Raw genomic sequence first — 20717 nt, forward strand, 5'->3', positions numbered from 1 at the left:
GACCGCTTTCTTCGTGAAGCGGGAAATCTTAGACATGAACCATCGGCGGTTTCCCGCTTCAACTTCCTAGTTCTGACGGTCGAAGACGACGCTGTACAGCGATTCACCAGAGCCGAACGGAGCAAATCAGCTCCCCAGAATCCGTCTGTACGACGCGGTGGTCTTCGGGAAACGTAGTGCTATCGGCCCGGAGACCGGTCGTTTGGCCGCTCCAAGAGCCTTCGTCGGCGACCGTCGGCAAAATCTCGTTCCGAACGACTGCTACTTCGTCGTCGGGATACACCAATTCCCAGTGTTGGCCGAGAATGTCTTCGGGATCGTAGCCGTAGAGATCCGCGTACGCCCGATTGACGTAGATGAATTCGCCGTCCTCGTTGAGGATGCTGATGCCCTCGTGTGCGGTTTCGATGGCCTTGCGCTGACGTTCCCGGGCATTCTCTGCACGGTATCGTTGGACAGCATTTCGGATCCGATTTGCTAACACGGCATACTGGTCAGTACCACGCTCTTTTTGCAGGTAGTCAGTAACACCAGCGGAGATAGCATCGCCGGCAACTTCTTCCGACCCCTTGCCAGTGAACAGGATAAACGGCAAGTCAGGAGCCATCTCACGAACTGTTTCGAGGAATTCGAGTCCGTTCTGCTCGGGCATATCGTAGTCAGAGATGATACAGTCGAAGTCCTCGTCAGCAAGTCTGTCTAATCCCTCGCTGGCGCTCGCTGCGGTTTCGACTACGAGTCTATTGTCTTCGCGTTCGAGAAAGTCAGCTGCGATGTCAGCAAAACCCGGCTCGTCATCAACGTGTAGGACATGAACGTCTAGCAGATGACCCATATATAAACCTCTCTTAGCAGATATCATAAGAGTGTGCTGCCAATTCTCAGACGGGATATTTGCCTCCAGCACTGCTACGATTAGGGCTAAGCAGAGGTGCTAGCTCTCTGCAAAAGTGGTCGTGATTCTCCCAGTATTCTCGAGCGAACTTCCTAACGAGCAGTCCAGTTTACCCACTGATTATTTGGGAACCCATCATATAGTATCAGTAGCACAAAATTTCAGTTTCAATCTTTAGGTATCTCGAACAATGACAGACATATTTCATAAGCCGGTAATCGTGCTCTCTGGGACAGAGATTATCCACGCCGATGATGGGTTCCTCGGTCTTATCGGCGCAACGTCCCGTGACAGTGTGGTTGGTCAGAATCTAACCGATTTCCTCGTGACGGACGTTTCGACCCCGCTCATCGGGGAGATCGAAGCGTTAGAAGACGGTGACGCCAAAGCGTTTGGGCAGACAGTCACACTTCGAACTCGTACCGACGAGTCCCGAGAGGCACTCGCTCTCTTGTCCTCTGTCGAATGGGATGGCACAACCTGCGTTCACATATCCTTCGTAGAACAGACTAGCGGACAGGAAGATATTGACGAACACCTTCAGGACCGTGCGATGGATGCAGCACCAATTGGAATCACGATTTCAGACCCGTCACAACCGGACAACCCACTCATATACGTCAATGACGGCTTTCTAGAACATACGGGCTATTCCCGTGAAGACGTGATTGGCCGGAACTGTCGGTTTCTCCAAGGAGAGCAGACCCGCGAACAACCGGTGGCAGCAATGCGAGCCGCAATCGCTGCTGAAGAGCCTGTCAGTGTCGAGTTGCGCAATTATCGCAAGGATGGCTCATTATTCTGGAATCATGTCACGATAGTCCCGATTCGAGATGAGTCCGGAACGGTGACTAATTTCCTCGGCTATCAACGAGATATAACAGACGCAAAGCTCCACGAACAGGAAAAAGAGTTGTTCAAAAGACAGGCTGAGTTCGCCGACCAGGCGATGTTCGTCACCGACCGCGACGGGACTATAGTCTATGTAAACCCGGCGTTCGAACGACAGACCGGCTATAATGCAGCTGAGGCGGTCGGTCAGACGCCACGCATTCTAAAATCCGATGAACAGGACGCTACCTTCTACAAAGAGCTGTGGGAAACGATCACCGCCGGGGATATCTGGCGAGCAGAGTTGACTAACGAGACCAAACAGGGTGAACGCTACGAGGTCGAGCAGACAATCGTTCCGATTCTGGATAATCGAGAAGAAATCACCCATTTCGCGTCGATTGAGCATGACATCACTGACCGGGTGGTAAAAAACCAGACGCTGAGCGTACTCAATCGCATTCTGCGTCACAACTTGCGAGCCGCTATCACAGTTATCGAAGGGCAGGCGGAGATGCTCGAAACCGAGTTGGACCCATCGGAGCGCCAAGCTGCCATCGAGATGATCCAGAGGCAGACCGACAAGATGCGAAAAATCGCGGACCGGACTTCGACAATTCGGTCCCTCGCCGACCAAGGTGGTTCCGAGGATTCGTGGGATATAGCCGACGTGGTCACACTCATTGAGGAGTACCGAGAGCAGTATCCAGCAGCCACGATTGATCTCACAGTGGATGTCGAAGAGACGCTCACATTCCCGAGCGGGGATCTGTTCAAATTTGCGCTTGACGAAGCTATCGACAATGCCGTCGTCCACGCTGAGCAAGTCACTACAAATATTCAGATTACTGTTACACAGCACGACACCGACCATATTCAAATCCGGATTGCTGATAATGGGCCAGGCATACCGGAGAACGAACGCGAAACAATCGAACGAGGTACTGAAACCCCACTCAGCCACGGCACTGGGGTGGGACTATGGATCATGAGGTGGGTGACGACTAGGCTTGGCGGGACGTTCTCCATTAGCGACACTGATGCTGACGGAGCCACACTGATATTCCAGCTCCCACTCACCGCTAACCAGACACCCGACGGTTCAGACGAAACTGAGTAAAACAACCGCTTTGCTTGCGACTTCCTACCACCTTCAATATCCAGTACCTTCGCACAGTGAGACTCAGCTCACGATGAGCCGGTCTAATGAGAGGTAGATTTCCCGGTCCGTGACAGGTGCGGAATCCGGCCAGATAATCAATAAGATGAGTCTGGAATCATCCCATCTGCGGTGCTGAATATAGTCAGTATATGGACCTCTTCACCGAATCGTGGATACAAAATATCTTGTAACTCATGCTGTGCAAATTTCTTGCTGGGCTATTCAGTTGTGACACCCGTGATCTCAAATCGAGCACCACCGGTTTCACTGTCAGTCGCTTTGATTTGCCAACCATGTGCTTCTGCGATTTCTTTCACAATCGACAACCCAAACCCGGTACCAGTCTCGGCTGTGGAGAATCCCATTTCGAAGAGGGACTCACGTTCGTCAACCGGTAGGCCAGTGCCGTCGTCGACAACATAGAAGCCGGTCGGACTATCGAGTGTCCCAACATGCACTGTCACATCAGGCCCTCCATGTTCAATCGCATTCCGAAAGAGATTCTCCAACAGTTGTTGGAGGCGTGTTGAATCCGCGGTAAATCGCAGGTCATTGTCGACTATGAGCTCACTCTCACCGCTGGTAGCGTCGATCATGTCCCAACTCTGAGCAGCTATACTGGCGAGCGAGACTGTTCCCATCTCATCGATCGGCTGGCCGTTCCGGGCAAGTGATAGGACATCGGCAATCAAAGCCTCCATGCGGTCAAGTGCTTTGACAGCCGTCGCTAGATTCTCATTGTACGATTCCTCTTGGACTAGTTCAACGCGAGCTAAGGCGACCGTAAGTGGATTCCGCAGGTCGTGACTAACCATACTGGCGAATTGTTCTAACCGCTCGTTTTGCCGCTCCAGTTCTTGCCGATACTGCTCCTGGTCTGTAATATCGGTGAACGTGATTACACGTCCAAGCTGCGCCTGTCGTGCCGAGAAGGGACTTTCAGAAACACGACAGTATCGTGTTTCGTCGTTATCTCGGCATTCGATCACTGAGGATGGTGCTTCAAGCGCATCGGTAACTTTGGGAAGGACCGTCCAGAGTGGACTACCGAGTGTGCCTGTCTCATCGAGTTCTGGAAAGAGTTGGCTTGCCCGAGGGTTGTAGTCTCGGATTCGGTCATCTTCACTGACAACGAGTATGGCCTCATCGTGATTAGCAGCCAGTCGAATCGTCTGGAACTGATCGAAGTACACAAACACGATTCCAAGAGCGAACACCGCTACACCGAGCGGCCCGTACGTGGTATCGATGAGATACGGCGTGACAAACCCGATAATGTCAAGCACAAGTGGCAGTCCCGTGATGCCAATTAGAACGAGCAACGGTGTCGTGTCCGAATTGACTTTCGTAACGTGTTCAAGCAGCATAAAGTACCCAATCATTGCCAAGCCGTATGAGAGCCCCATGACGAGCCAATGGGCTAACTGCGGTGAGACCGCCAGGTGGGGGAACGGCATCGTAACGAACTCTGCCTCGAAGTACAGCTGATGCAGAGGATTTGTCAATTTTAGCGCCACAATCGCAAGGAACACTCCAACTGCGACACGACGATAGATCGGTCGTCGATGAAGTGAACGGTTGGTATACGCCGAACAGAAATACAACCACGCACCGACAGTACTGAGCCCGATGACGAGACCAATTTGATAGAACGCGTATTTGATCGGTACCGATGGCACAATGAGGAACGCTACGTGGGCAGTTGCCCACCCGCTACTGGTAAGCAATAGTGCGAGTAGTCCACGGCGGGTATCCGGGTCGTCAAGACGAGCGACACGGAACGCACTAGCGAGACAGGCAACCGCTGCCGCCCCGAACAGCACTACATAGCTTGCAAAGACAAGATCACCTTCAGAAAGAAAATTTAGCATCAGGCGTGGGACTCCATCGTATCGGTATATAAACGCGGGAGATGTATGTGGGCTTGGTATCCGACGCAGCTACGGATGGCATTGACAGGTTCTCGGTTCTGAATTCGAGTCCATATTCGATTTCCACCCCCCGCGATACTGTGTTTCAACTTAGGCATACCGCAGTTGTTCCTGCTGACAGGCTCCCCATCCGAGAAAGTTGAAATCATTAGTAGGTAGAGCGTCAGTCACTTGGAAACGAGTCTGGTTAGAGATCGTCGATTTGGGCGTCTTCACTGGCATTCACTCTGAACTGATCGACCAACTCGAAGACCTCTTCGCTCATCATGTTCAGCTGTTGCGAGCGCTCTGCCACCTGATCCATTGCCTGTGCTTGTTCATCGAGGCCAGCCGAGATTTGCTGGACAGAAGCCGTTATCTCCTCGGAAAGCGCGGAACTATCCTCAACAATGGCGGCGACCTGTTCAGCGTTCTCGGCTTGGTTCTCGACGGCATCGGTAATTTCGCCCACACCGGCACTGGTCTGTTCGACCCGAGACTGTATCTGTTGGAGATGATCGCCGACGGTTTCGACGGCGTCGGCTCCCGATTCAACCTCACGGTTCGCCTCACGGATGCTGTCGACGACCTCGTCAGTCTGTGACTGCAGTTCGTCGATAATCGTCGCCACATCATCAGCGGAATCTTGCGAGTCCTCGGCGAGACTTTTGACCTCGTTAGCGACGACAGCGAACCCCTCACCAGCGTCACCAGCGCGTGCAGCCTCGATGTTAGCGTTTAGTGCCAACATATTCGTCTGGTCGGCGATATCCGCAATCATGTCGACGATTTCACCGACTTCTTCCATCTTGGCATCGAGAGAATCTATCTCTTCGGCCACCTCGCTCGCAGCGTCCGTCGCCGACCTGATATCTCCAACGGCCGTTTCGGCTTCGTCCACGCCATCTTCGGCGAGTTCCTCGGCTTCAGCCGACCGAGCATCGATCTGCTGAACTGATGCCGTTATCTGCTCGATGGAGGCAGAGAGATCATCGACATTGGCGTTCGCCCGTTGGGTTTGCTCAGCAAGGTCATCAGCGCCACCAGCGAGTTCGGTCGAGGAGGCATCGATTTGCTGTATCGACGCGGTCACCTCTTCGGTTGTCGCCGAGAGGTCCTCGCCGGTGTCGGCGAGATCATCAGACTGCTCAGTCAGCGACTCGATGATTTCGCGGAGATTGTACACCGCCATTCCGAGGTTCGAATTCATCTGCTCGAACTCGTCGTGCACCGTTTGGAGGGCCTCAAACTCAGCATCGGGTTCCGGGACCGTCGGGTCGATTGTGAGGTCACCCTCAGCGAGGCGTTCGAGTTTATTTTGGAGATCATCGAGAACTACCTGCTGGTAGGATTCGAGTTGTTCCTTGCGTCGCGCCTGTGCCCGACGCTCGCTGATATCCCGAACGACAACCATCGCACCGGTACACTCACCGTCATCGTTGTGCAGCGGAGTCACTGTTCTGCTGACTGGCGTGGTCTCCCCACGGACGGTGAGTGTTCCTTCACGTTCCTGAATAGCCCGATTATCAGTCAGTGCTGTTCTGACCAAATCACCAATATCGGATTGGAGTTCGCTCACACGAGCACCGATTGCTTCTCGATCGGTAGTGTCGAAGAGGTGCCGTGCTTGGCTGTTGATGTGCGTTATCGTTCGGGTGTCATCAGTAACCACGGTCGGATTCGCAAGCCCATCCAGGATACTCTGAATCATCGCCTGCGCCTCGTCTGCACGGCTACCGGCGTTTTCTCGATTAGCCACGTCCGACATTCCAGAATCGGATTGGCTGGTAGGAGAACCGTGGTCGGTAGAGAGATTATCAAGTTGCTCGTCCGATTTCTCGGAGACATCTTCCCATTCAGTTGACTCCGTCGATCCATCGGACTGCGTAGATCGGTTAGTTTGCTTGCTCATACGAGAACTCTCAAGTATCGGTACTAACCTGTTTCCCCTGAATTATCAAACTCTGTATTATCATGGGCCGAGATAGATGTGGGTCAATTCGGGATGCAGGGATCAAACGAGACAATTTGTCGCTAGAATGTCGTTCAGGCTTGCGAAGGTGATCGCGTATCGTTGGGCGATACGTATGTTCGTTCGAGATAGTCCAACGCACTATCAACGATTTTCGCATCGTAGGTCCAGAACCCATAGAACGTGTTCGTATCACGTTCCTCCGCAATGAGCGCACTTTTTTGAGCCGTATCGCCAGCCCCGTCAAAAATGACGAACCACGTCTTCGCAATTTCATCTGTTTCGACTGTATGTAGCTGCCCACCGCCAAGATTTGGTTTCGGGACATCTGGAACCCCATACGCGTTTACATCAAGCCCTTGTTCCGAGAGATCAGTATAGATAGATCGTTGGTCAGCCATTATAGAACAGCGTTGAAAACCAGCATGAACCGTCCCCTTCCCAACCCGACGAGCCCGATCTTCGATTTCACGAGACGCATACAGCATTTGTTCGGTGTCATAGGAGGTGAACGTCGTCTCCTTGAGATGACCGAGAATTACATCGTACTCAGCGTCAGTAACCCCTACTGCTGTAGACCCGGGTTGTATCGAATCAACGAGTTCGCGGAGTGTGTCCACTGAGATGATTTCCAGTACGTCATCTTCGGTACTGAGAACAGCGATATCCGAAGGCATACCTGATGTTGTTCGATAAGAGCATATCCTGACGTTCTGTGTATCAAAGTACTCTACAAGTTGCTGGTCGATATAATCAGATGAGTCAATATTGAACAGTGCGAGTTCCTTTTCGAGTGTTTGTATGAACTCAATAAGTTGTCGAAGACCCATTGCAAGAAGATATCCATAGCGGATTATAAATACGTAGCCCTGTTTATCAAACCCGATTTTACCGGTCGATACGGGTGTTATAAAATGATTACAAGAGACTAGTTATACTCCAAATCGAAGGATCCAATCATTAGAACGAGCGTGTAAACTAACGGTTAGGTGACACAACAGCGTTTACACGTTCAAATATTCGTTCCACCTGTGGGTACAAGTATTGCAGCACACTTGTCGGAAATCTAATGGTATGAAATTAACATAATCAAAATTGTTCTGCAGGCATATACATCGTCAAGAATATTGTGCACCTGGCATCTCATTTCTTGTGGGCGGGTGCTCAGAAACTACCGTGGTAGTATAGAAAGTGTCTGAAGAATTCTGGTCGTGCTTCTCGCAATGTGCTGGACCCTGAACTACTGCGTTGTTTGAGGAACCAACACCCCTTTATCGTTGGCCACGAAACCAACATAGTACCGGATGGAACCAACGGCCGACGACCTCGATGGATACGACAACGCCACAGTGTACGAGGATGGGACCGTCATTCGCGTGTCTGTCCGGCGGACGGACGACGATGCCTATCCATCGGGATGGCGGTACACGCTTCACTACGGAGCGCTGACCGCCGGTCCCGAGACACTCGACGACGGAACGATCCGTCGCTACGATAACTCACACGAGGATACGAAAGGCCACGAATTACACGTCGCTCCCGACCCGGAGCCCGAGTTCGTCGAGTTCCCCGGCATCGAGGAACTCTACGAACGGTTCTGGGACGAGATTCCGAAGACACGATTCGGTCCATCCGACGACAACGGTGATACCCATGACTGAACAGAACGTACTCGTGGTCACGGTCGACGACGAGACCAATCCGTACGAAGAAGGCCTCGAAGCGATTCAGACACTCAAAGAGGGAGAATACCTTGACCGGCCGGCTACTGTTCGATTCCCGAACGAGAGCCAGCTGACCGACGTGTTCAACGAGCGGACTTACACGCTCTTGCGCGTGATTAGAGACGAAGAACCCGAGAGCATTCGTGAGACAGCACGACTGGTCGGCCGTGACAAAAAGAACGTCCACGAAGAATTGACCACACTGGAAGCGCTTGGCGTCATCAGCTTCGAGGCAGTCGGACGGGCAAAGAAACCAGTGTTCCCCTACGACGATCTCGTCGTCTCGCCGCTTGCTCACGACCCTAGAGACGGGGCCACTGCTGCTCCCTGATATTTGTGTTCTCCCGGGCATCTCATATACACCCGTTTACCCCATTCGAGCCAACAAATGAGCCGCCGGATAGGAACCAGAGGCTATCCGAAACTGTGTCTTTCCCAGTACTGTGGAACAGAATATGCCAAGAAAAGTCTGGTCGTGATTATCGCCGCGATCTCCACTACCAAAATGGAGTTCATCGTCAAGAACTCCTTATCAGCACACTACAGTACGTCCCTGACTCGACTTCACTGACTACGGTGTGTGCCATCGTACACCTTGGTCTCGATTGGATGCAGACGGGCTACCAGACCGTCACTCCGGGTTTCACTCCAAACTGTTTAGGAGGGTGTGGGAATACATATTGAACCATCTCTAATCGCTACATGGAGTCCAGCGCCAAGCAGTCCACACGGATACGTAGTGTAATCAGATGACAGTGACTGCCCCCACCCTTGACACGGCTCAAATCCTCGTTGTTGGCTCGACTGAATGGCTCGAAGCCTTTACAGATGCGGTACGCAGCCAAACTGGAGCGTCTGTTAGGGCGGTTTCTAACGCGTCTGAGGCACTAGATACCGTCGGTCAGATCTCCATTGATTGTGTCGTTACCGAGTATACGCTCAGGGAGAAAACCGGGGTCGAACTAGTGAATTGTCTCAAAGAAACGACACCGTCAACTCCGATAATTCTCGGCACCACAGCCGGTAGCGAGGCTGTCGCGAGCGAGGCTATCCGGGCTGGCGTCACCGATTATATTGCAGTAACCGAGTCCGCTGACCAGACAATGGACGACCTGATCGAACGGACAGCGGACGCGGTTCGTACAGCAGAGGAGACGACCACTCGTGACGAGCGAGCACAGCAGTTCGAGGCGGTCTTCCAGGACACCCAGACGGCGACGTGGGTACTCGACCGACAGGGCTCACTCAAGCGCGTCAATCAACCGGCACGGGAGATGATCGATCAGGACTGTGACGCTCTCATCGGGGAGACGTTCTGGACACTCCCGTGGTGGGACGAAACAGAGACGGCCAGACAAGATGTTCGACAGCTCGTAGCGGAGGCACGCGAGGGACAGTTTAGCAACGTCGTCGTCTTCCAGGCGCCAGCAAACCCCCACCGCGTCTTAGACCTCTCGGTCCGCCCTGTCAAGAACGACCGTGGCGATCTCGTCTCAATCGTGGTTGAGGGGATCGATGTTAGCGAACAGGTCAGACTGCAACGCGACCTCCAGGAGTCCGAAGAGCTCCACCGGGTCACACTCAAAAACATGACCGATACCGTCCTCATCACGAACGACGACGGGGAATACACCTACGTCTGTCCGAACGTCCACTTTATATTTGGGTACACCGCCGAAGAGATCTACGAGCAAGAAACCATAGACGAGTTAATTGGTGAGAATCTCTTCGACCGTGACGACCTCGCTGAAAACAGAGTTCTCAAGAACATCGAGTGCACGGCGACCGATAAGGCTGGTCGCGAACACACACTCCTGGTCAACGTCAGGGAAGTCGACATCCAGGGAGGGTCTGTCCTCTATAGCTGTCGTGACATTACGAAACGAAAACAGCGTGAAGAGGCCCTGGCTACCCTCCAGGAACTCGCGCGATCCTTCCTGTATGCGGGGACCCACGATGAGATCGCACAGCACATCGTCGAGGATTCGTCGAACGTGATCGGTGTTGAGGCGAGTGCTGTCTATCTGTTTGACGCGGACGCGAACGAACTCCGGCCGGCGGCGCACTCACAGACCATGCGGGACCTGCACGGGCCCTTACCGAGAGTCCACGCCGATGGCGACACACTCCCAGGCCACGGGTTCATCACCGGCTCCACGCAGGTGTTCGAGAATATCCACAACTCAGACCGTCTGGAGAACCGAGCGACGGATCTGCGAAGTGCCTGCTATATTCCGCTGGGTGACCATGGCGTCTTCGTAGCGGGATCGGACGCCGTAGGCGCCTTCGACGACGTGACACGGGAACTCGCCGACTTGCTCGCTGCGGCCGCCGAGGCAGCCCTAGACCGTGTGACCCGCGAATCGACGCTCCGGACCCAGGAGCGACAACTCCAGCAGCAAAACGACCAACTCACGACGCTGAACCAGATCAACGAGACGATTCGGGCTATTGACCGGGCGGTTGTCGAAGCTGAAAGCCGCGAGGAAATCGACCACGCCGTCTGTGACCTGCTGACCAGGGATGACCGGTTTCGGTTCGCCTGGATCGGGACCGTGGACCCGACAACAGAGACGCTGGAGGCTCGCACCTGGGCCGGCAATGAACAGGGATATCTGGACGGCCACCAATTTGCCGTCGGAGCGTCCGGGACCGAGCCGGCCGGGCAAACGGCGGCGACTGATGAGGTGACGATGGTGCCCAACGTTGCAGCCGACTTGCGGGAAGATTCGTGGCGAACTGACGCGCTGCGACGCGATTTCATGTCGGTACTGAGTATTCCGCTGGTGTACAATGACCTGACCTACGGCGTTCTCACCGTCTACGCGAGCACCAGAGACGCGTTCGACGAGATGGCACAGACGGTGCTGACAGAACTCGGTGAGACTATCGCTGCCGCACTCAGCGCCATCGAACGGAAGAACGCGCTTCTCACGACGTCGATAACTCGCCTGGTGTTCGGTATCGAGGATTCGACGTTTATTCTCTCGCGTTTGGCGCGGGAAGCCGACTGCACTCTGACGTACAAGGGTGGCGTCCAGCAGACGACCGATAGGAGCTACGTCTTCGTGACTGTCGACGGCGCTGCTATCGAGACGCTTCAGGACTCCGCATCGGGACTAGCCGGTATCGATGATGTACAGCCCATCAGTGCCGATACAGACGGTGGCGTCCTGCGATTGGGGCTAACAGAGCCCTTCCTCGCGCTGGAACTCGCCGACCACGGGGCTGTCTTTCGCGAAGCGGTCGCGTCGCCCACGGAGACCACACTCACCATCGATGCTCCGGAACGTGTCGATGGCCAGACTGCCAGGCAACTGGTGACCGACACATTCGCTGATGTTACCCTCCAGAGCAAACAGACGCTCGACCAGGCTTTCGAACGAGATATCCACGCCCAGTTTCTCGGGGCACTGACAGATCGCCAGCTGGAAGTCACCCAGACGGCCTACTACAGCGGGTTCTTCGAATCACCACGCGAGTCCACGGGTGAAGAGGTGGCGGCGTTACTCGGCATTTCTCCTCCAGCGTTCTATCAGCATATCCGGACGGTACAGCGGAAATTGTTCACGGCGGTGTTCGAGGAAGCGAACCACCCTGTAGCCGGTCAGACAGAGCAGGTTGAATAACGAACCCCCCGTAGCCTGAATACCTTGATAGTAAACTTCTGACTATTGGGTTCTGTACTGCGTATGTATTCGTGAGTGTCGCGCGTCGATAGCGGGCACTCGTGAATACTCAATGCGAGATGTCACGCAAACGCCCGACGAGGCAACGCCGTACGAGTGTTTCGAGTGTGGTACTGTCGTCACTGCGGAGGACAATCCCGACCCATGTCCTGACTGTGGTGGCGAGATGCGGAACCGACAGACACCGGTCGAGTGACGATGGTACGGGTCTGGACCGCACTCTCAGGAACCCGAACCGATTCTCGACTGCACTGGGATAGCTCTCCGTCTGTCGGTCACGAGCAATTCCGTCGAGACAGCCTCCTCGGTGTCGCTGCTGGCCCCGATATCGGGCCAAGTCGTCGGTCAGGGCAACCGGCGCGTTCCAGCGACGGGTGCGAAACGCCACGAATGTACGACGCGCAATTCGCGTGGTCCAATGCTGCCTGAACAAAACCAATCTAGCGGAGACGCCGAGTTGCGACACATCAGAGATCCGGCTACTGCGGCGTGTTTCAGCGCTGTCACCCGAATCTGGCACTTCCCGTCCGGCCACGCACTGCTGGAACGGGAGCGACACCGCGATTGTCTGCTTCCAGGGGTCGACAGGATAGATGTCCCGACCAGTGGGTGCGAACGTGTGGGAGACGCGGTTGCCATCGATACTCAGACGACGGTCGAAGTGGTCGCCGACGGGGACGAACGAGTACTCAAGAAATTTGATATAAAAATGAAAATCGGATAGAAATTAACCCATAATATCATTTCTTCCCGCCTGTCGATTAGTGACTACTAAACTCAGAAAACGGACAAAATCACGTCTAAGATAGTCATCTTTTGGTATCTCGATTCTCCTGAGAGAGATATGTCGGAGCTAAATCCGTACCAGAGTTTGCGGACACAGATCGATGAAGCAGCTAACTATGTTGATGTATCAGATGGTGAACTAGAGCGTCTCAAGACACCCGAGCGAGTGGTGGAGATGAATTTGTCCGTCGAGATGGACAACGGCTCGACCGAGGTGTTCCGTGCCTATCGGTCACAGTTCAACGGTGACCGTGGCCCCTACAAAGGCGGTATCCGCTACCACCCGCAAGTGACTCGTGATGAGGTCAAGGCGCTGTCGGGGTGGATGGTGTACAAAACTGCCACCAGTGATATTCCACTCGGTGGCGGCAAAGGTGGGATTATCATCGACCCGCGTGAGTACTCCGAGTCGGAACTCGAGCGAGTCACCCGCGCATTCGCAGCGGAGCTGAGGCCGTTCATCGGGTCTGACCGTGACATCCCAGCTCCCGACGTGAATACGGGGCAGCGTGAGATGAACTGGATCAGGGATACGTACGAGACGCTGGAGAATACGACGGAACCGGGTGTCATCACCGGGAAAGATACATCGAATGGCGGGAGCGAGGGTCGCGTCGAAGCGACCGGCCGGTCGACGGTCATCGCCGCACGCGAGGCGTTTGAATATCTCGGCAAGGACCTCAGTGGGGCCTCCGTCGCTGTACAGGGATATGGAAATGCCGGCTGGATCGCGGCCAAACTCGTCTACGAGATGGGCGCCGATGTGGTCGCCGTGTCCGATTCGAGCGGCGGTATTTATGCTACAGATTCACTCGACCCCTACTCTGTCAGAGAACACAAACAGGAAACCGGCAGCGTTGTCGGGTACCCGGGTGCAGAACAGACTCTGACCAACGAGGAACTGCTCACCCTTGATGTAGACCTATTGACTCCTGCCGCCCTAGAGAACGCCATCGACGAGTCGCTTGCGGGTGACATCAATGCCGATGTAATCTCCGAGGCTGCGAACGGACCGGTCACACCGACTGCCGACGATATCCTCCGTGAACGGGACGTGCTCGTGATTCCGGATATCCTCGCGAACGCGGGTGGTGTTATCGTCTCCTACTTCGAGTGGGTGCAAAACCGCCAGCGGTTCTACTGGCCCGAGGAACGTGTGAACACAGAGCTAGACACCAAGATTGTCGACCAGTTCCAGAATCTGGTTCACACATACGAAAGTCGCTCTCTGCCGTCTCTTCGGACTGCCGCGTACGTCCTTGCGCTCGAGCGCGTTCTCGACGCTGGTGAGTCGACCGGGACCTGGCCCTGACAGCTCTCGACAGTCACACGCCGCTGTTTCCTTTTAATACATAGGTTCGGCCCCTGATCATATCCCAGGCAGTTCAACATTATCAGATACGCCACCTGTAGTCCGTCTCTCTCGGCGTATCTGCCTCCGATGTTGCCCACCTCCGCACGAACATCACGAGAGTCCCCAGACCGGACTGCTCCCGATAATTAACAGAGGTTACCCTCCACAGCGAGTATCCAACAGATACCTGATCGTGCTTCTCGCACCAATCACGAAGCCACCCGTCACCTGGATTATCTATCAGCGGTAGAAGAGACCGTACTCGCACTCAGCAGTTCTACCTATCTTAAGAGAGCTAAACCCAATTTCCGGGGACTGATTCGGTGATTTCAGATTGAGTGTGATACGCCTCTGAGATACGCTGGATGGCGGTGACAACATCGCCTGGTATCGGGTCATCCAGTTGGTCATACAGAAGCAAACCGTGGTCGCCACCGACTACGAAAAAATCGTCATCATTTGTAAATACGACCCAGTCGTGGCGTTCAGCGTAGGCGACGATATCTTTATCCGCGGCATCATGTTGAAGAACGCTATCGACTGTCGTGACAGTAATGTTGTCCGCGTTGTCAAACGCCTCAATATATTTGGCGGGTACGTTCTGATCGCAAAGAATCCGCATTTATTCGGCTTGACTCTGCTGTGTGACCGAACGCTTCCGTGCTTCTTTCTGGGCACGAAGCGTGTCCATCAACTCCGGATGCTCATCGTAGTACTCGGTCGCAGCACGGACTTGTGCATCGTCGAGACCCAGCTGGTCGGCGACCTCAGAGATGCTCCACTGACGCTGTCGGACTAGTTCCCCAACTTGGAGGACGCCAACCCGTGTTCCCTCGAGACGGGGCTTTCCGTGGAGAGTATCTGGCGTTTTCACAATCTGGACCGTTGAACTCATCTTAGTATTCTCTACCGTCTGGGGCATCAAGAGTGTTCGGACCAGTGTATCTCCATCGAGGGTCTGTGAAGAAGAACTGGTCGTGATTATCGCCGCAATCAGGACCATTGTTTGTGCTTCTTGCGGGTATCACAGTCACACTGAACTCATTTGACTGCGAAGTGTGACAAATCCGCTATGCAGGTCGCGAAAAACGAGACAACTGGAACTTGGCATCTCATCGGTATCCGTGGCTGTGGTACGGTACCAGATGGGAAATCGTTCGGGGACACGTGGGCGATGATTCGGGATCGTGTCGATAGAGATTCAGGCAATAGATGCTCGAACTGTAACTGGCCACGCGAGCGCTAAGACAAATTCCCCGTCTAGTAGAACGAGTAGTCGTCGAACGGTTCGAGGTCGTTATCGGATTCCTCCACAGCGGTCGTCTCGATATAGGCCGCCATCTCGGCCAGCTCCTCTGAGAGATGGTTGTGCATATTCGCAATCCGTTCCTGTTCAGCCTCGGCAATCGGGTCTCCATTAGCATCGACTTGCTCCAGTAGCTTCCGCGTCGAGTTCAGAATGCTCTGGACAAGCACAAGTGCCTGTGATGGCGGGTGGATGAACTGACACAGCTTGACGTCTCCGGAATATACGTCATAGTCGAGGCGTGGGAGCTGTGTCTCCTCGGAGTAGCGAAAGCCTCGCCGGAGTCCTGGCCGTGGATTCCGGAATTCGTTCATACGCTCGGAGAGGACGAGTTCGAGATCATCGGCTAACCGATCGAAGTCTGAGCCAATCGCCTCTAACTTCTCTATGGGAGCGGTCTCGTCCTCGTATTGGTCGTTCAGGTCAGTATAGAACGTCTCAACGTCGAGGACAGCCAGCGCGACGACTCGAAAAATCCCGTTTTCTGTCTGGGCAAACGCCCGAAGCTTCTCCCGGACTGTCTCGGACTCACCCAGCACATGTGCTTCTCGCACATCATCGAGGACACCACGGATTTCGGCCTCACTGTCAAGGAAATCCTCCACCCATGCCCGCGGCGGTTCCACCGTTGACTCATCAGAAGTATCCATGGATACACCGTTGGCATGACGTTACAAGTTGGTTGTCCCGGCATGGGTTCCAATCACACGACAGAAGTCTCGAATGGCTATCGCTAGACCGTCACAGCCCGTCAACTCCAGGCGGTCATGTGGTAGTACCGTTAGTCCTCCAGTTCGCGCAATAGCTCCGACGCAATATCCGTGGTCACGTAGTAGGTGTGCTTCTTGTGCGTCTCGTCTTTGGGTTTCAGCTTCCGTTCGCTGCCCTTGATTGTACTTCCATCATACACTGTAACCAGGTCTACACGCTGGAGTGCACGGTAGAGATGGCGGACATACTCGAAGTCCATCTCCAGTTCGTTGGCCGTCATTCGAGGATAGTCCGGGCCACCCCTATCCAGTCGCCTGGCAATCGTCTGTCCATCAGGCAGGTGCCGGAGCACGTTCAGTTTCCCCTCGCCCTCGGAGAGGAATCGTAACAGGTGATCGCCCTTCCGTGAGAGACGATAGTAAGTGTGGTGTTGGCGAACTTCGTCGGCCTGTTTGGCCTTGACGTTGCGCTGTTTGACTGTCCCCGACTCGACTCGTTCGAGAATCCCAGCGGTCTCCATGGTCGCACAGAGGTCCTCGACCTCGTCTCGGGTAGCATCCAGATGTCCAGCCATCGATCTGGGATAGTTCCCCTCGACAGCATCGAGATGATAGCAAATGAGGTACGCGACTGGATTACGGGGCATCGGTGCGAGTTGCCCGACAACCGCTTCCTGGCGTTCGAGTTCTGACTCAAGTTCTTTGGCTGCTTCGTACCGCGTTTGTGCATTGCTCGCGGCGTCTTCATCGAGATCCAGCGTCACGTCGATTGATTCTCCCTGTGGTGTCTCGAGTGTTAACGTCAGTTCTCGTTCGTCCCAGTGTGACCCTGCCTCTGATCGTGCTTGCTCCAGTGCGGTATCCACGCGCTGGATACGGGTCATGATGGTATTGGCCTCCGTTCGGAGTTGGTCGATTTCAGCCTGAGATACCATCTCGTCAGAGGAGACTTACGCGACCTGCTTGAATCCATGGGCGGCCACTGAGTACGCGCGAATCCGTACTGTGTATTGGTCCCATCACTCGGATTGGTCTGGACGGTCCACTACGTCAGCGAACGCCACATTCTCTTGAACATGTGTAATCTCGACGGTCACTTCTTCGCCGGGAGAGGTATCACTCACGATGACAACGAATCCACGCTCAACGCGCGTAATACCGTCACCTTGATCGCCAAGATGTTCGATTTCCACCGTTCTCTGTTCACCCTCTTCAACAGGTGGGCCCGGATTATCGAAGGTCCTGTCTGAATCCACTTCGCTGTCGTCGGGACCCTCTTCACTGCCCAGTCCCGGGAGTATCGCTACCCGATAGGCTTCGTCACGTTGAATGTTGCCAAGATCAACCTCTTCCCGTGGAACCTCGATGACAAAGCTGGCTTTTCGCTCGTCAATCTGGGCTGAAAAAAGAGTGTGTAATTCAGTCGGAATATCCATCGGAGACTTCTGTAATTGTTCTCCAGTCGGTCCACTTGATTCTATGGTTTGCTCACCAACGGAAGGCAGGCGACATCAGACGTTTGCAGCCTAGCTATTTGTAAATCGACATCATAGGGCCACACATGCTTCAGCGTCTGCGAGCGGTACTTTCCAAGACAGACGCCAATCTATGGTGCGAATGTCGCCACTGCGGGCAGACGCTCCAGACCAAGCACACTCACTGTCCGACCTGCCAGACCGACGAAATAGCTACCTATTACCTCTAGACGACAGGGAAACGGGTTACCAAGCGATGAGACATAGAGACGAACCCAGCCTCCCAACGTGGATCAGGGAATCCTACGAAACTCTGGAAGCCGAGTACACGTCTGAAATTGACGAACTATCCCATACCGATGCCAAAGCGAAGCTTCTCGCCGAAGACGAAAATATCGAAGAGGAGGCTGATGCAGTATATGCCATCGACCGCTTGCTTGACCGTGGGTGGCTCTACGAAGTCAACGACCGACTTCGAAAAACTGAGTGACTTCAGAAATCCCGTCACGGGTTCACGAACTGAATCAGCTATCCTGGAAGCGGGCTACTTCCGGAAGTTTCCGGAAACGCCGCCGTTCACGAAGGAAATATCGCGAGACAGCGGCCGGAATACGGTTGCGAGGCACAGCAACTAGACGGCTTTCCGGAAACAGCCCAGCTATCCTTTTAGGGTTCGGCCGAAAACTGGTCTGATGATAGCAAATGATTCGCGATGCTCGTGTGCTTCGGGCGGGGTTCATACCGAAGGAGATTGAGCATCGCGACGCCGAAGTGAACCACCTCTCTAGCGTTCTGGAACCCATTACGAGCGGTGAACCCGCTGACACCGCCATCGTCACTGGCCCCAGCGGCGCCGGAAAGACGTGCATCTCGAAGTTTGTTACCGAACGGCTTCGCGAGGAAGTGCTGGACATCGAGACAACCTACGTCAACTGCTGGCGCAATTACACGCGCTTCCGGACACTGTACCAGATCCTCGACGACCTTGACCAGACGATCGATATCCACCGACAGTCGACCCCCCACGACGAGCTCGTCGACCGACTCCAGCAATACGACGGACCACGAACAGTGATCATCCTTGACGAAGTCGACCAGCTTGAGGACCCGGGAATTCTCTACGACCTGCATAGTTTGGAGCAGTTTGCGCTGGTCTGTATTGCTAACAAGGAGGAAGAACTGTTCAGCCGCGTCGACGACCGGCTCGTAAGCCGACTCCGCTCCAGCGAACACGTCCGGATGGACAAATACCACAACGAGCAGCTCTACGACATCCTGAGTGCCCGCGCGAAATGGGGTCTCGACGAGAATGTCATCATCGACGACCAGCTGTATCACATCGCCGACGCTGCCGCCGGCGACGCCCGCCTCGCGATAGGGATTCTCCGTATCGCAGCCAGTACAGCCGACAGAAAAGACCGCGAAACCATTACCGACGAGATGTTGCGAGATGCAGCGGACGATGCTCGCGCAGAAATCAGACAGACTAGTCTCGATTCCCTCACTCCCCACCAGCAAGCCGTCTACGATATCGTACGCGAACACGGACCAGTAGGGCCCAGCAAAATACATGAACACTACAGCGATGCCGTTGATGACCCCCGAACGAAACGGACTGTCCGAACCTACCTCTCGAAAATGGATCAGTACAACCTGCTGGTAGCCGAAGGCACGAGCCGTGACCGACAGTATTCGTTAGCCACCGAGTCGATTCGTTCACCGACAAGGTGAGGTTCGAGCAACGATTCGATTCGATATCTTATCCTTAACCAACATACGGGTTGATCGGGCTGTATTTGTTGGTTAACAGCCGGCTAGATTATTCCGGAGAGGTTCGCGGAAACGGACTGAAGAGTCGAAAACCCGGACATAGCAGGGCGGTCCTGACTGCTACAGGGGATTTCATGAAACGCGGAAGCGACACGCCGCGGCTTATCGGACCTGTGACCATCTAGTCGAGTATGCCAGACCACGCAACTTCGAATCGGTTGGCGGTTGAACAGCCCACCCGTGGCGCTAATCGCAATCAGGCTATTGCTGACCGGGCCGACCCAGCAACTGACGATATCCTACTTCCGTCGCTTGACGACGGTATCACGTTGCTGGACGTCGACGGCAGTCGTGGCGTGCCGATTTTGCAGTCGCTCGTCCTAGACCATCTCCTCATGCACGACGGGCCTGCCTTTTGGGTTGACGCTAGCGGGCATGCGACGACGACCACGCTCGCACAGATAGCACCCAGTCAGCGGCTGCTAGACCGCATTCACGTCGCCCGTGGCTTCACAGCGTACCAGCACTACGGCGCCGTCGACGAGCTCTCAACAGCAGTGAACCAATCCATCAAGCAATCGACCGAGCCAACCCAGTCAAGTGGCCAGCAGCCATCCGGGCAGGACGACGACTCGTCGCCGCATACGCCCTCGCTCATCGTTGCACCAGCGGTTGACGCTCAGTATCGCGCCGACGACACCCTCAGCGACCAGCACGCAGAGACCCTCCATGCCCGGACACTCGCTCGGTTAGCGACATACGCCGATGGCTACGATATTCCCGTCCTGGTCACCCGGAGCAAGCAAGACGAATTCACGGCGCCAGTCGCGACGGCTGCTGACCATCATCTGGAGTGCAAGCAAACTCGGATGGGGCCACGATTCGTCGGCGACGACTTCGAGACGCTCGTCTACCCCGTCGACGACGGCGCGTACTATCAGACGACGTTTGCGTATTGGCGGCAACTGCTGGATGCTCGCGCAACGCATGTTGGGGTGAAACCGACGACTACCTCGCCCGCTACGCCCACCGACGGCGTCGGCACGGCCGTCACAACGGAGGGGGAGACTGTGTCAGTCGCAGGGAGTCCGCTGCTTGACGCGTGGACCGCTGCCGGCGTCGGGGGGCGATAG

Annotated in this window: 17 protein-coding genes and 1 pseudogene; 9 read left to right on the forward strand and 9 right to left on the reverse strand. The window is 54.7% G+C overall.

Annotation, left to right across the window (positions count from 1 at the left end; all coding sequences use genetic code 11):
• Nucleotides 1-112: 112 nt before the first annotated feature.
• A pseudogene (locus VJ162_RS16335) lies at nucleotides 113-835 on the reverse strand (response regulator); the annotation flags it as partial.
• A 250-nt stretch (nucleotides 836-1085) separates the two neighbouring features.
• Here VJ162_RS16335 and VJ162_RS16340 point away from each other — a divergent pair.
• A complete protein-coding gene (locus tag VJ162_RS16340; protein ID WP_324665795.1) occupies nucleotides 1086-2846 on the forward strand; it encodes a sensor histidine kinase in 1761 nt (586 codons plus the stop codon).
• 260 nt (nucleotides 2847-3106) lie between these two features.
• On the opposite strand, the gene VJ162_RS16345 is transcribed toward VJ162_RS16340, so the two are convergent.
• The 3 genes from VJ162_RS16345 to VJ162_RS16355 form a co-directional block, all read right to left on the reverse strand.
• The gene (locus VJ162_RS16345; protein WP_324665796.1) at nucleotides 3107-4759 is read right to left on the reverse strand and encodes an ATP-binding protein; all 1653 of its coding nucleotides are present in this window, start codon (nucleotides 4757-4759) and stop codon (nucleotides 3107-3109) included.
• Between the two features lie 247 nt (nucleotides 4760-5006).
• Nucleotides 5007-6710: a methyl-accepting chemotaxis protein gene (locus VJ162_RS16350; RefSeq protein ID WP_324665797.1), complete on the reverse strand. Its 1704-nt coding sequence runs from the start codon at nucleotides 6708-6710 to the stop codon at nucleotides 5007-5009.
• Nucleotides 6711-6844: 134 nt separating this feature from the next.
• The gene (locus VJ162_RS16355; RefSeq protein ID WP_324665798.1) at nucleotides 6845-7600 is read right to left on the reverse strand and encodes a DICT sensory domain-containing protein; all 756 of its coding nucleotides are present in this window, start codon (nucleotides 7598-7600) and stop codon (nucleotides 6845-6847) included.
• A gap of 474 nt (nucleotides 7601-8074) precedes the next feature.
• Between VJ162_RS16355 and VJ162_RS16360 the strand changes: the two genes are divergently transcribed.
• From VJ162_RS16360 to VJ162_RS16380, 5 genes are all read left to right on the forward strand, one after another.
• Complete coding sequence (locus tag VJ162_RS16360) at nucleotides 8075-8431, forward strand: toxin-antitoxin system TumE family protein (RefSeq protein ID WP_277543166.1); 357 nt, start codon at nucleotides 8075-8077, stop codon at nucleotides 8429-8431.
• Nucleotides 8432-8444: 13 nt separating this feature from the next.
• A complete protein-coding gene (locus tag VJ162_RS16365) occupies nucleotides 8445-8825 on the forward strand; it encodes an HVO_A0114 family putative DNA-binding protein (RefSeq protein ID WP_277543167.1) in 381 nt (126 codons plus the stop codon).
• A gap of 418 nt (nucleotides 8826-9243) precedes the next feature.
• Entirely contained in the window at nucleotides 9244-12123 is a 2880-nt protein-coding gene (locus tag VJ162_RS16370; RefSeq protein WP_324665799.1) for a bacterio-opsin activator domain-containing protein, read from the forward strand.
• A gap of 112 nt (nucleotides 12124-12235) precedes the next feature.
• Nucleotides 12236-12379, forward strand: a complete 144-nt coding sequence (locus VJ162_RS16375; protein ID WP_324665800.1) for a rubrerythrin-like domain-containing protein — start codon at nucleotides 12236-12238, stop codon at nucleotides 12377-12379.
• Between the two features lie 648 nt (nucleotides 12380-13027).
• A complete protein-coding gene (locus VJ162_RS16380; protein ID WP_324665801.1) occupies nucleotides 13028-14281 on the forward strand; it encodes a Glu/Leu/Phe/Val family dehydrogenase in 1254 nt (417 codons plus the stop codon).
• A gap of 337 nt (nucleotides 14282-14618) precedes the next feature.
• On the opposite strand, the gene VJ162_RS18540 is transcribed toward VJ162_RS16380, so the two are convergent.
• The 5 genes from VJ162_RS18540 to VJ162_RS16400 all read right to left on the reverse strand — a co-directional run bounded on the left by VJ162_RS18540 (nucleotide 14619) and on the right by VJ162_RS16400 (nucleotide 17775).
• Nucleotides 14619-14945 carry a DUF5615 family PIN-like protein gene (locus VJ162_RS18540; RefSeq protein WP_407066871.1) on the reverse strand — a complete coding sequence of 109 codons (327 nt, stop codon included), beginning with the start codon at nucleotides 14943-14945 and terminating at the stop codon, nucleotides 14619-14621.
• The gene (locus tag VJ162_RS18545; protein ID WP_407066872.1) at nucleotides 14946-15326 is read right to left on the reverse strand and encodes a DUF433 domain-containing protein; all 381 of its coding nucleotides are present in this window, start codon (nucleotides 15324-15326) and stop codon (nucleotides 14946-14948) included.
• A gap of 257 nt (nucleotides 15327-15583) precedes the next feature.
• Complete coding sequence (locus VJ162_RS16390; RefSeq protein WP_324665803.1) at nucleotides 15584-16279, reverse strand: hypothetical protein; 696 nt, start codon at nucleotides 16277-16279, stop codon at nucleotides 15584-15586.
• A 131-nt stretch (nucleotides 16280-16410) separates the two neighbouring features.
• Entirely contained in the window at nucleotides 16411-17274 is an 864-nt protein-coding gene (locus tag VJ162_RS16395) for a DUF2250 domain-containing protein (protein WP_324665804.1), read from the reverse strand.
• A gap of 84 nt (nucleotides 17275-17358) precedes the next feature.
• The gene (locus VJ162_RS16400) at nucleotides 17359-17775 is read right to left on the reverse strand and encodes a TRAM domain-containing protein (RefSeq protein ID WP_324665805.1); all 417 of its coding nucleotides are present in this window, start codon (nucleotides 17773-17775) and stop codon (nucleotides 17359-17361) included.
• A 295-nt stretch (nucleotides 17776-18070) separates the two neighbouring features.
• Between VJ162_RS16400 and VJ162_RS16405 the strand changes: the two genes are divergently transcribed.
• The 3 genes from VJ162_RS16405 to VJ162_RS16415 all read left to right on the forward strand — a co-directional run bounded on the left by VJ162_RS16405 (nucleotide 18071) and on the right by VJ162_RS16415 (nucleotide 20717).
• The gene (locus tag VJ162_RS16405; protein ID WP_324665806.1) at nucleotides 18071-18304 is read left to right on the forward strand and encodes a hypothetical protein; all 234 of its coding nucleotides are present in this window, start codon (nucleotides 18071-18073) and stop codon (nucleotides 18302-18304) included.
• A gap of 212 nt (nucleotides 18305-18516) precedes the next feature.
• On the forward strand, nucleotides 18517-19545 hold the full coding sequence (locus tag VJ162_RS16410; protein ID WP_324665807.1) for a Cdc6/Cdc18 family protein: 1029 nt from the start codon (nucleotides 18517-18519) through the stop codon (nucleotides 19543-19545).
• A 230-nt stretch (nucleotides 19546-19775) separates the two neighbouring features.
• On the forward strand, nucleotides 19776-20717 hold the full coding sequence (locus VJ162_RS16415) for a hypothetical protein (RefSeq protein WP_407066873.1): 942 nt from the start codon (nucleotides 19776-19778) through the stop codon (nucleotides 20715-20717).

It is taken from the genome of Haloarcula sediminis (assembly GCF_035656455.1).
Classification (GTDB): domain Archaea; phylum Halobacteriota; class Halobacteria; order Halobacteriales; family Haloarculaceae; genus Haloarcula; species Haloarcula sediminis.

Excerpts from the sequence above, each read along its gene's own strand:
- VJ162_RS16390 (WP_324665803.1), bottom strand. The coding sequence starts at position 16,279 with ATGGATACTTCTGATGAGTCAACGGTGGAACCGCCGCGGGCATGGGTG.
- VJ162_RS16415 (WP_407066873.1), top strand. The coding sequence starts at position 19,776 with ATGCCAGACCACGCAACTTCGAATCGGTTGGCGGTTGAACAGCCCACC.
- VJ162_RS16350 (WP_324665797.1), bottom strand. The coding sequence starts at position 6,710 with ATGAGCAAGCAAACTAACCGATCTACGCAGTCCGATGGATCGACGGAG.
- VJ162_RS16405 (WP_324665806.1), top strand. The coding sequence starts at position 18,071 with ATGAGACATAGAGACGAACCCAGCCTCCCAACGTGGATCAGGGAATCC.
- VJ162_RS16410 (WP_324665807.1), top strand. The coding sequence starts at position 18,517 with ATGATTCGCGATGCTCGTGTGCTTCGGGCGGGGTTCATACCGAAGGAG.
- VJ162_RS16340 (WP_324665795.1), top strand. The coding sequence starts at position 1,086 with ATGACAGACATATTTCATAAGCCGGTAATCGTGCTCTCTGGGACAGAG.
- VJ162_RS16370 (WP_324665799.1), top strand. The coding sequence starts at position 9,244 with ATGACAGTGACTGCCCCCACCCTTGACACGGCTCAAATCCTCGTTGTT.
- VJ162_RS18545 (WP_407066872.1), bottom strand. The coding sequence starts at position 15,326 with ATGGTCCTGATTGCGGCGATAATCACGACCAGTTCTTCTTCACAGACC.
- VJ162_RS16380 (WP_324665801.1), top strand. The coding sequence starts at position 13,028 with ATGTCGGAGCTAAATCCGTACCAGAGTTTGCGGACACAGATCGATGAA.
- VJ162_RS16355 (WP_324665798.1), bottom strand. The coding sequence starts at position 7,600 with ATGGGTCTTCGACAACTTATTGAGTTCATACAAACACTCGAAAAGGAA.
- VJ162_RS18540 (WP_407066871.1), bottom strand. The coding sequence starts at position 14,945 with ATGCGGATTCTTTGCGATCAGAACGTACCCGCCAAATATATTGAGGCG.
- VJ162_RS16345 (WP_324665796.1), bottom strand. The coding sequence starts at position 4,759 with ATGCTAAATTTTCTTTCTGAAGGTGATCTTGTCTTTGCAAGCTATGTA.
- VJ162_RS16395 (WP_324665804.1), bottom strand. The coding sequence starts at position 17,274 with ATGGTATCTCAGGCTGAAATCGACCAACTCCGAACGGAGGCCAATACC.
- VJ162_RS16360 (WP_277543166.1), top strand. The coding sequence starts at position 8,075 with ATGGAACCAACGGCCGACGACCTCGATGGATACGACAACGCCACAGTG.
- VJ162_RS16400 (WP_324665805.1), bottom strand. The coding sequence starts at position 17,775 with ATGGATATTCCGACTGAATTACACACTCTTTTTTCAGCCCAGATTGAC.
- VJ162_RS16375 (WP_324665800.1), top strand. The coding sequence starts at position 12,236 with ATGCGAGATGTCACGCAAACGCCCGACGAGGCAACGCCGTACGAGTGT.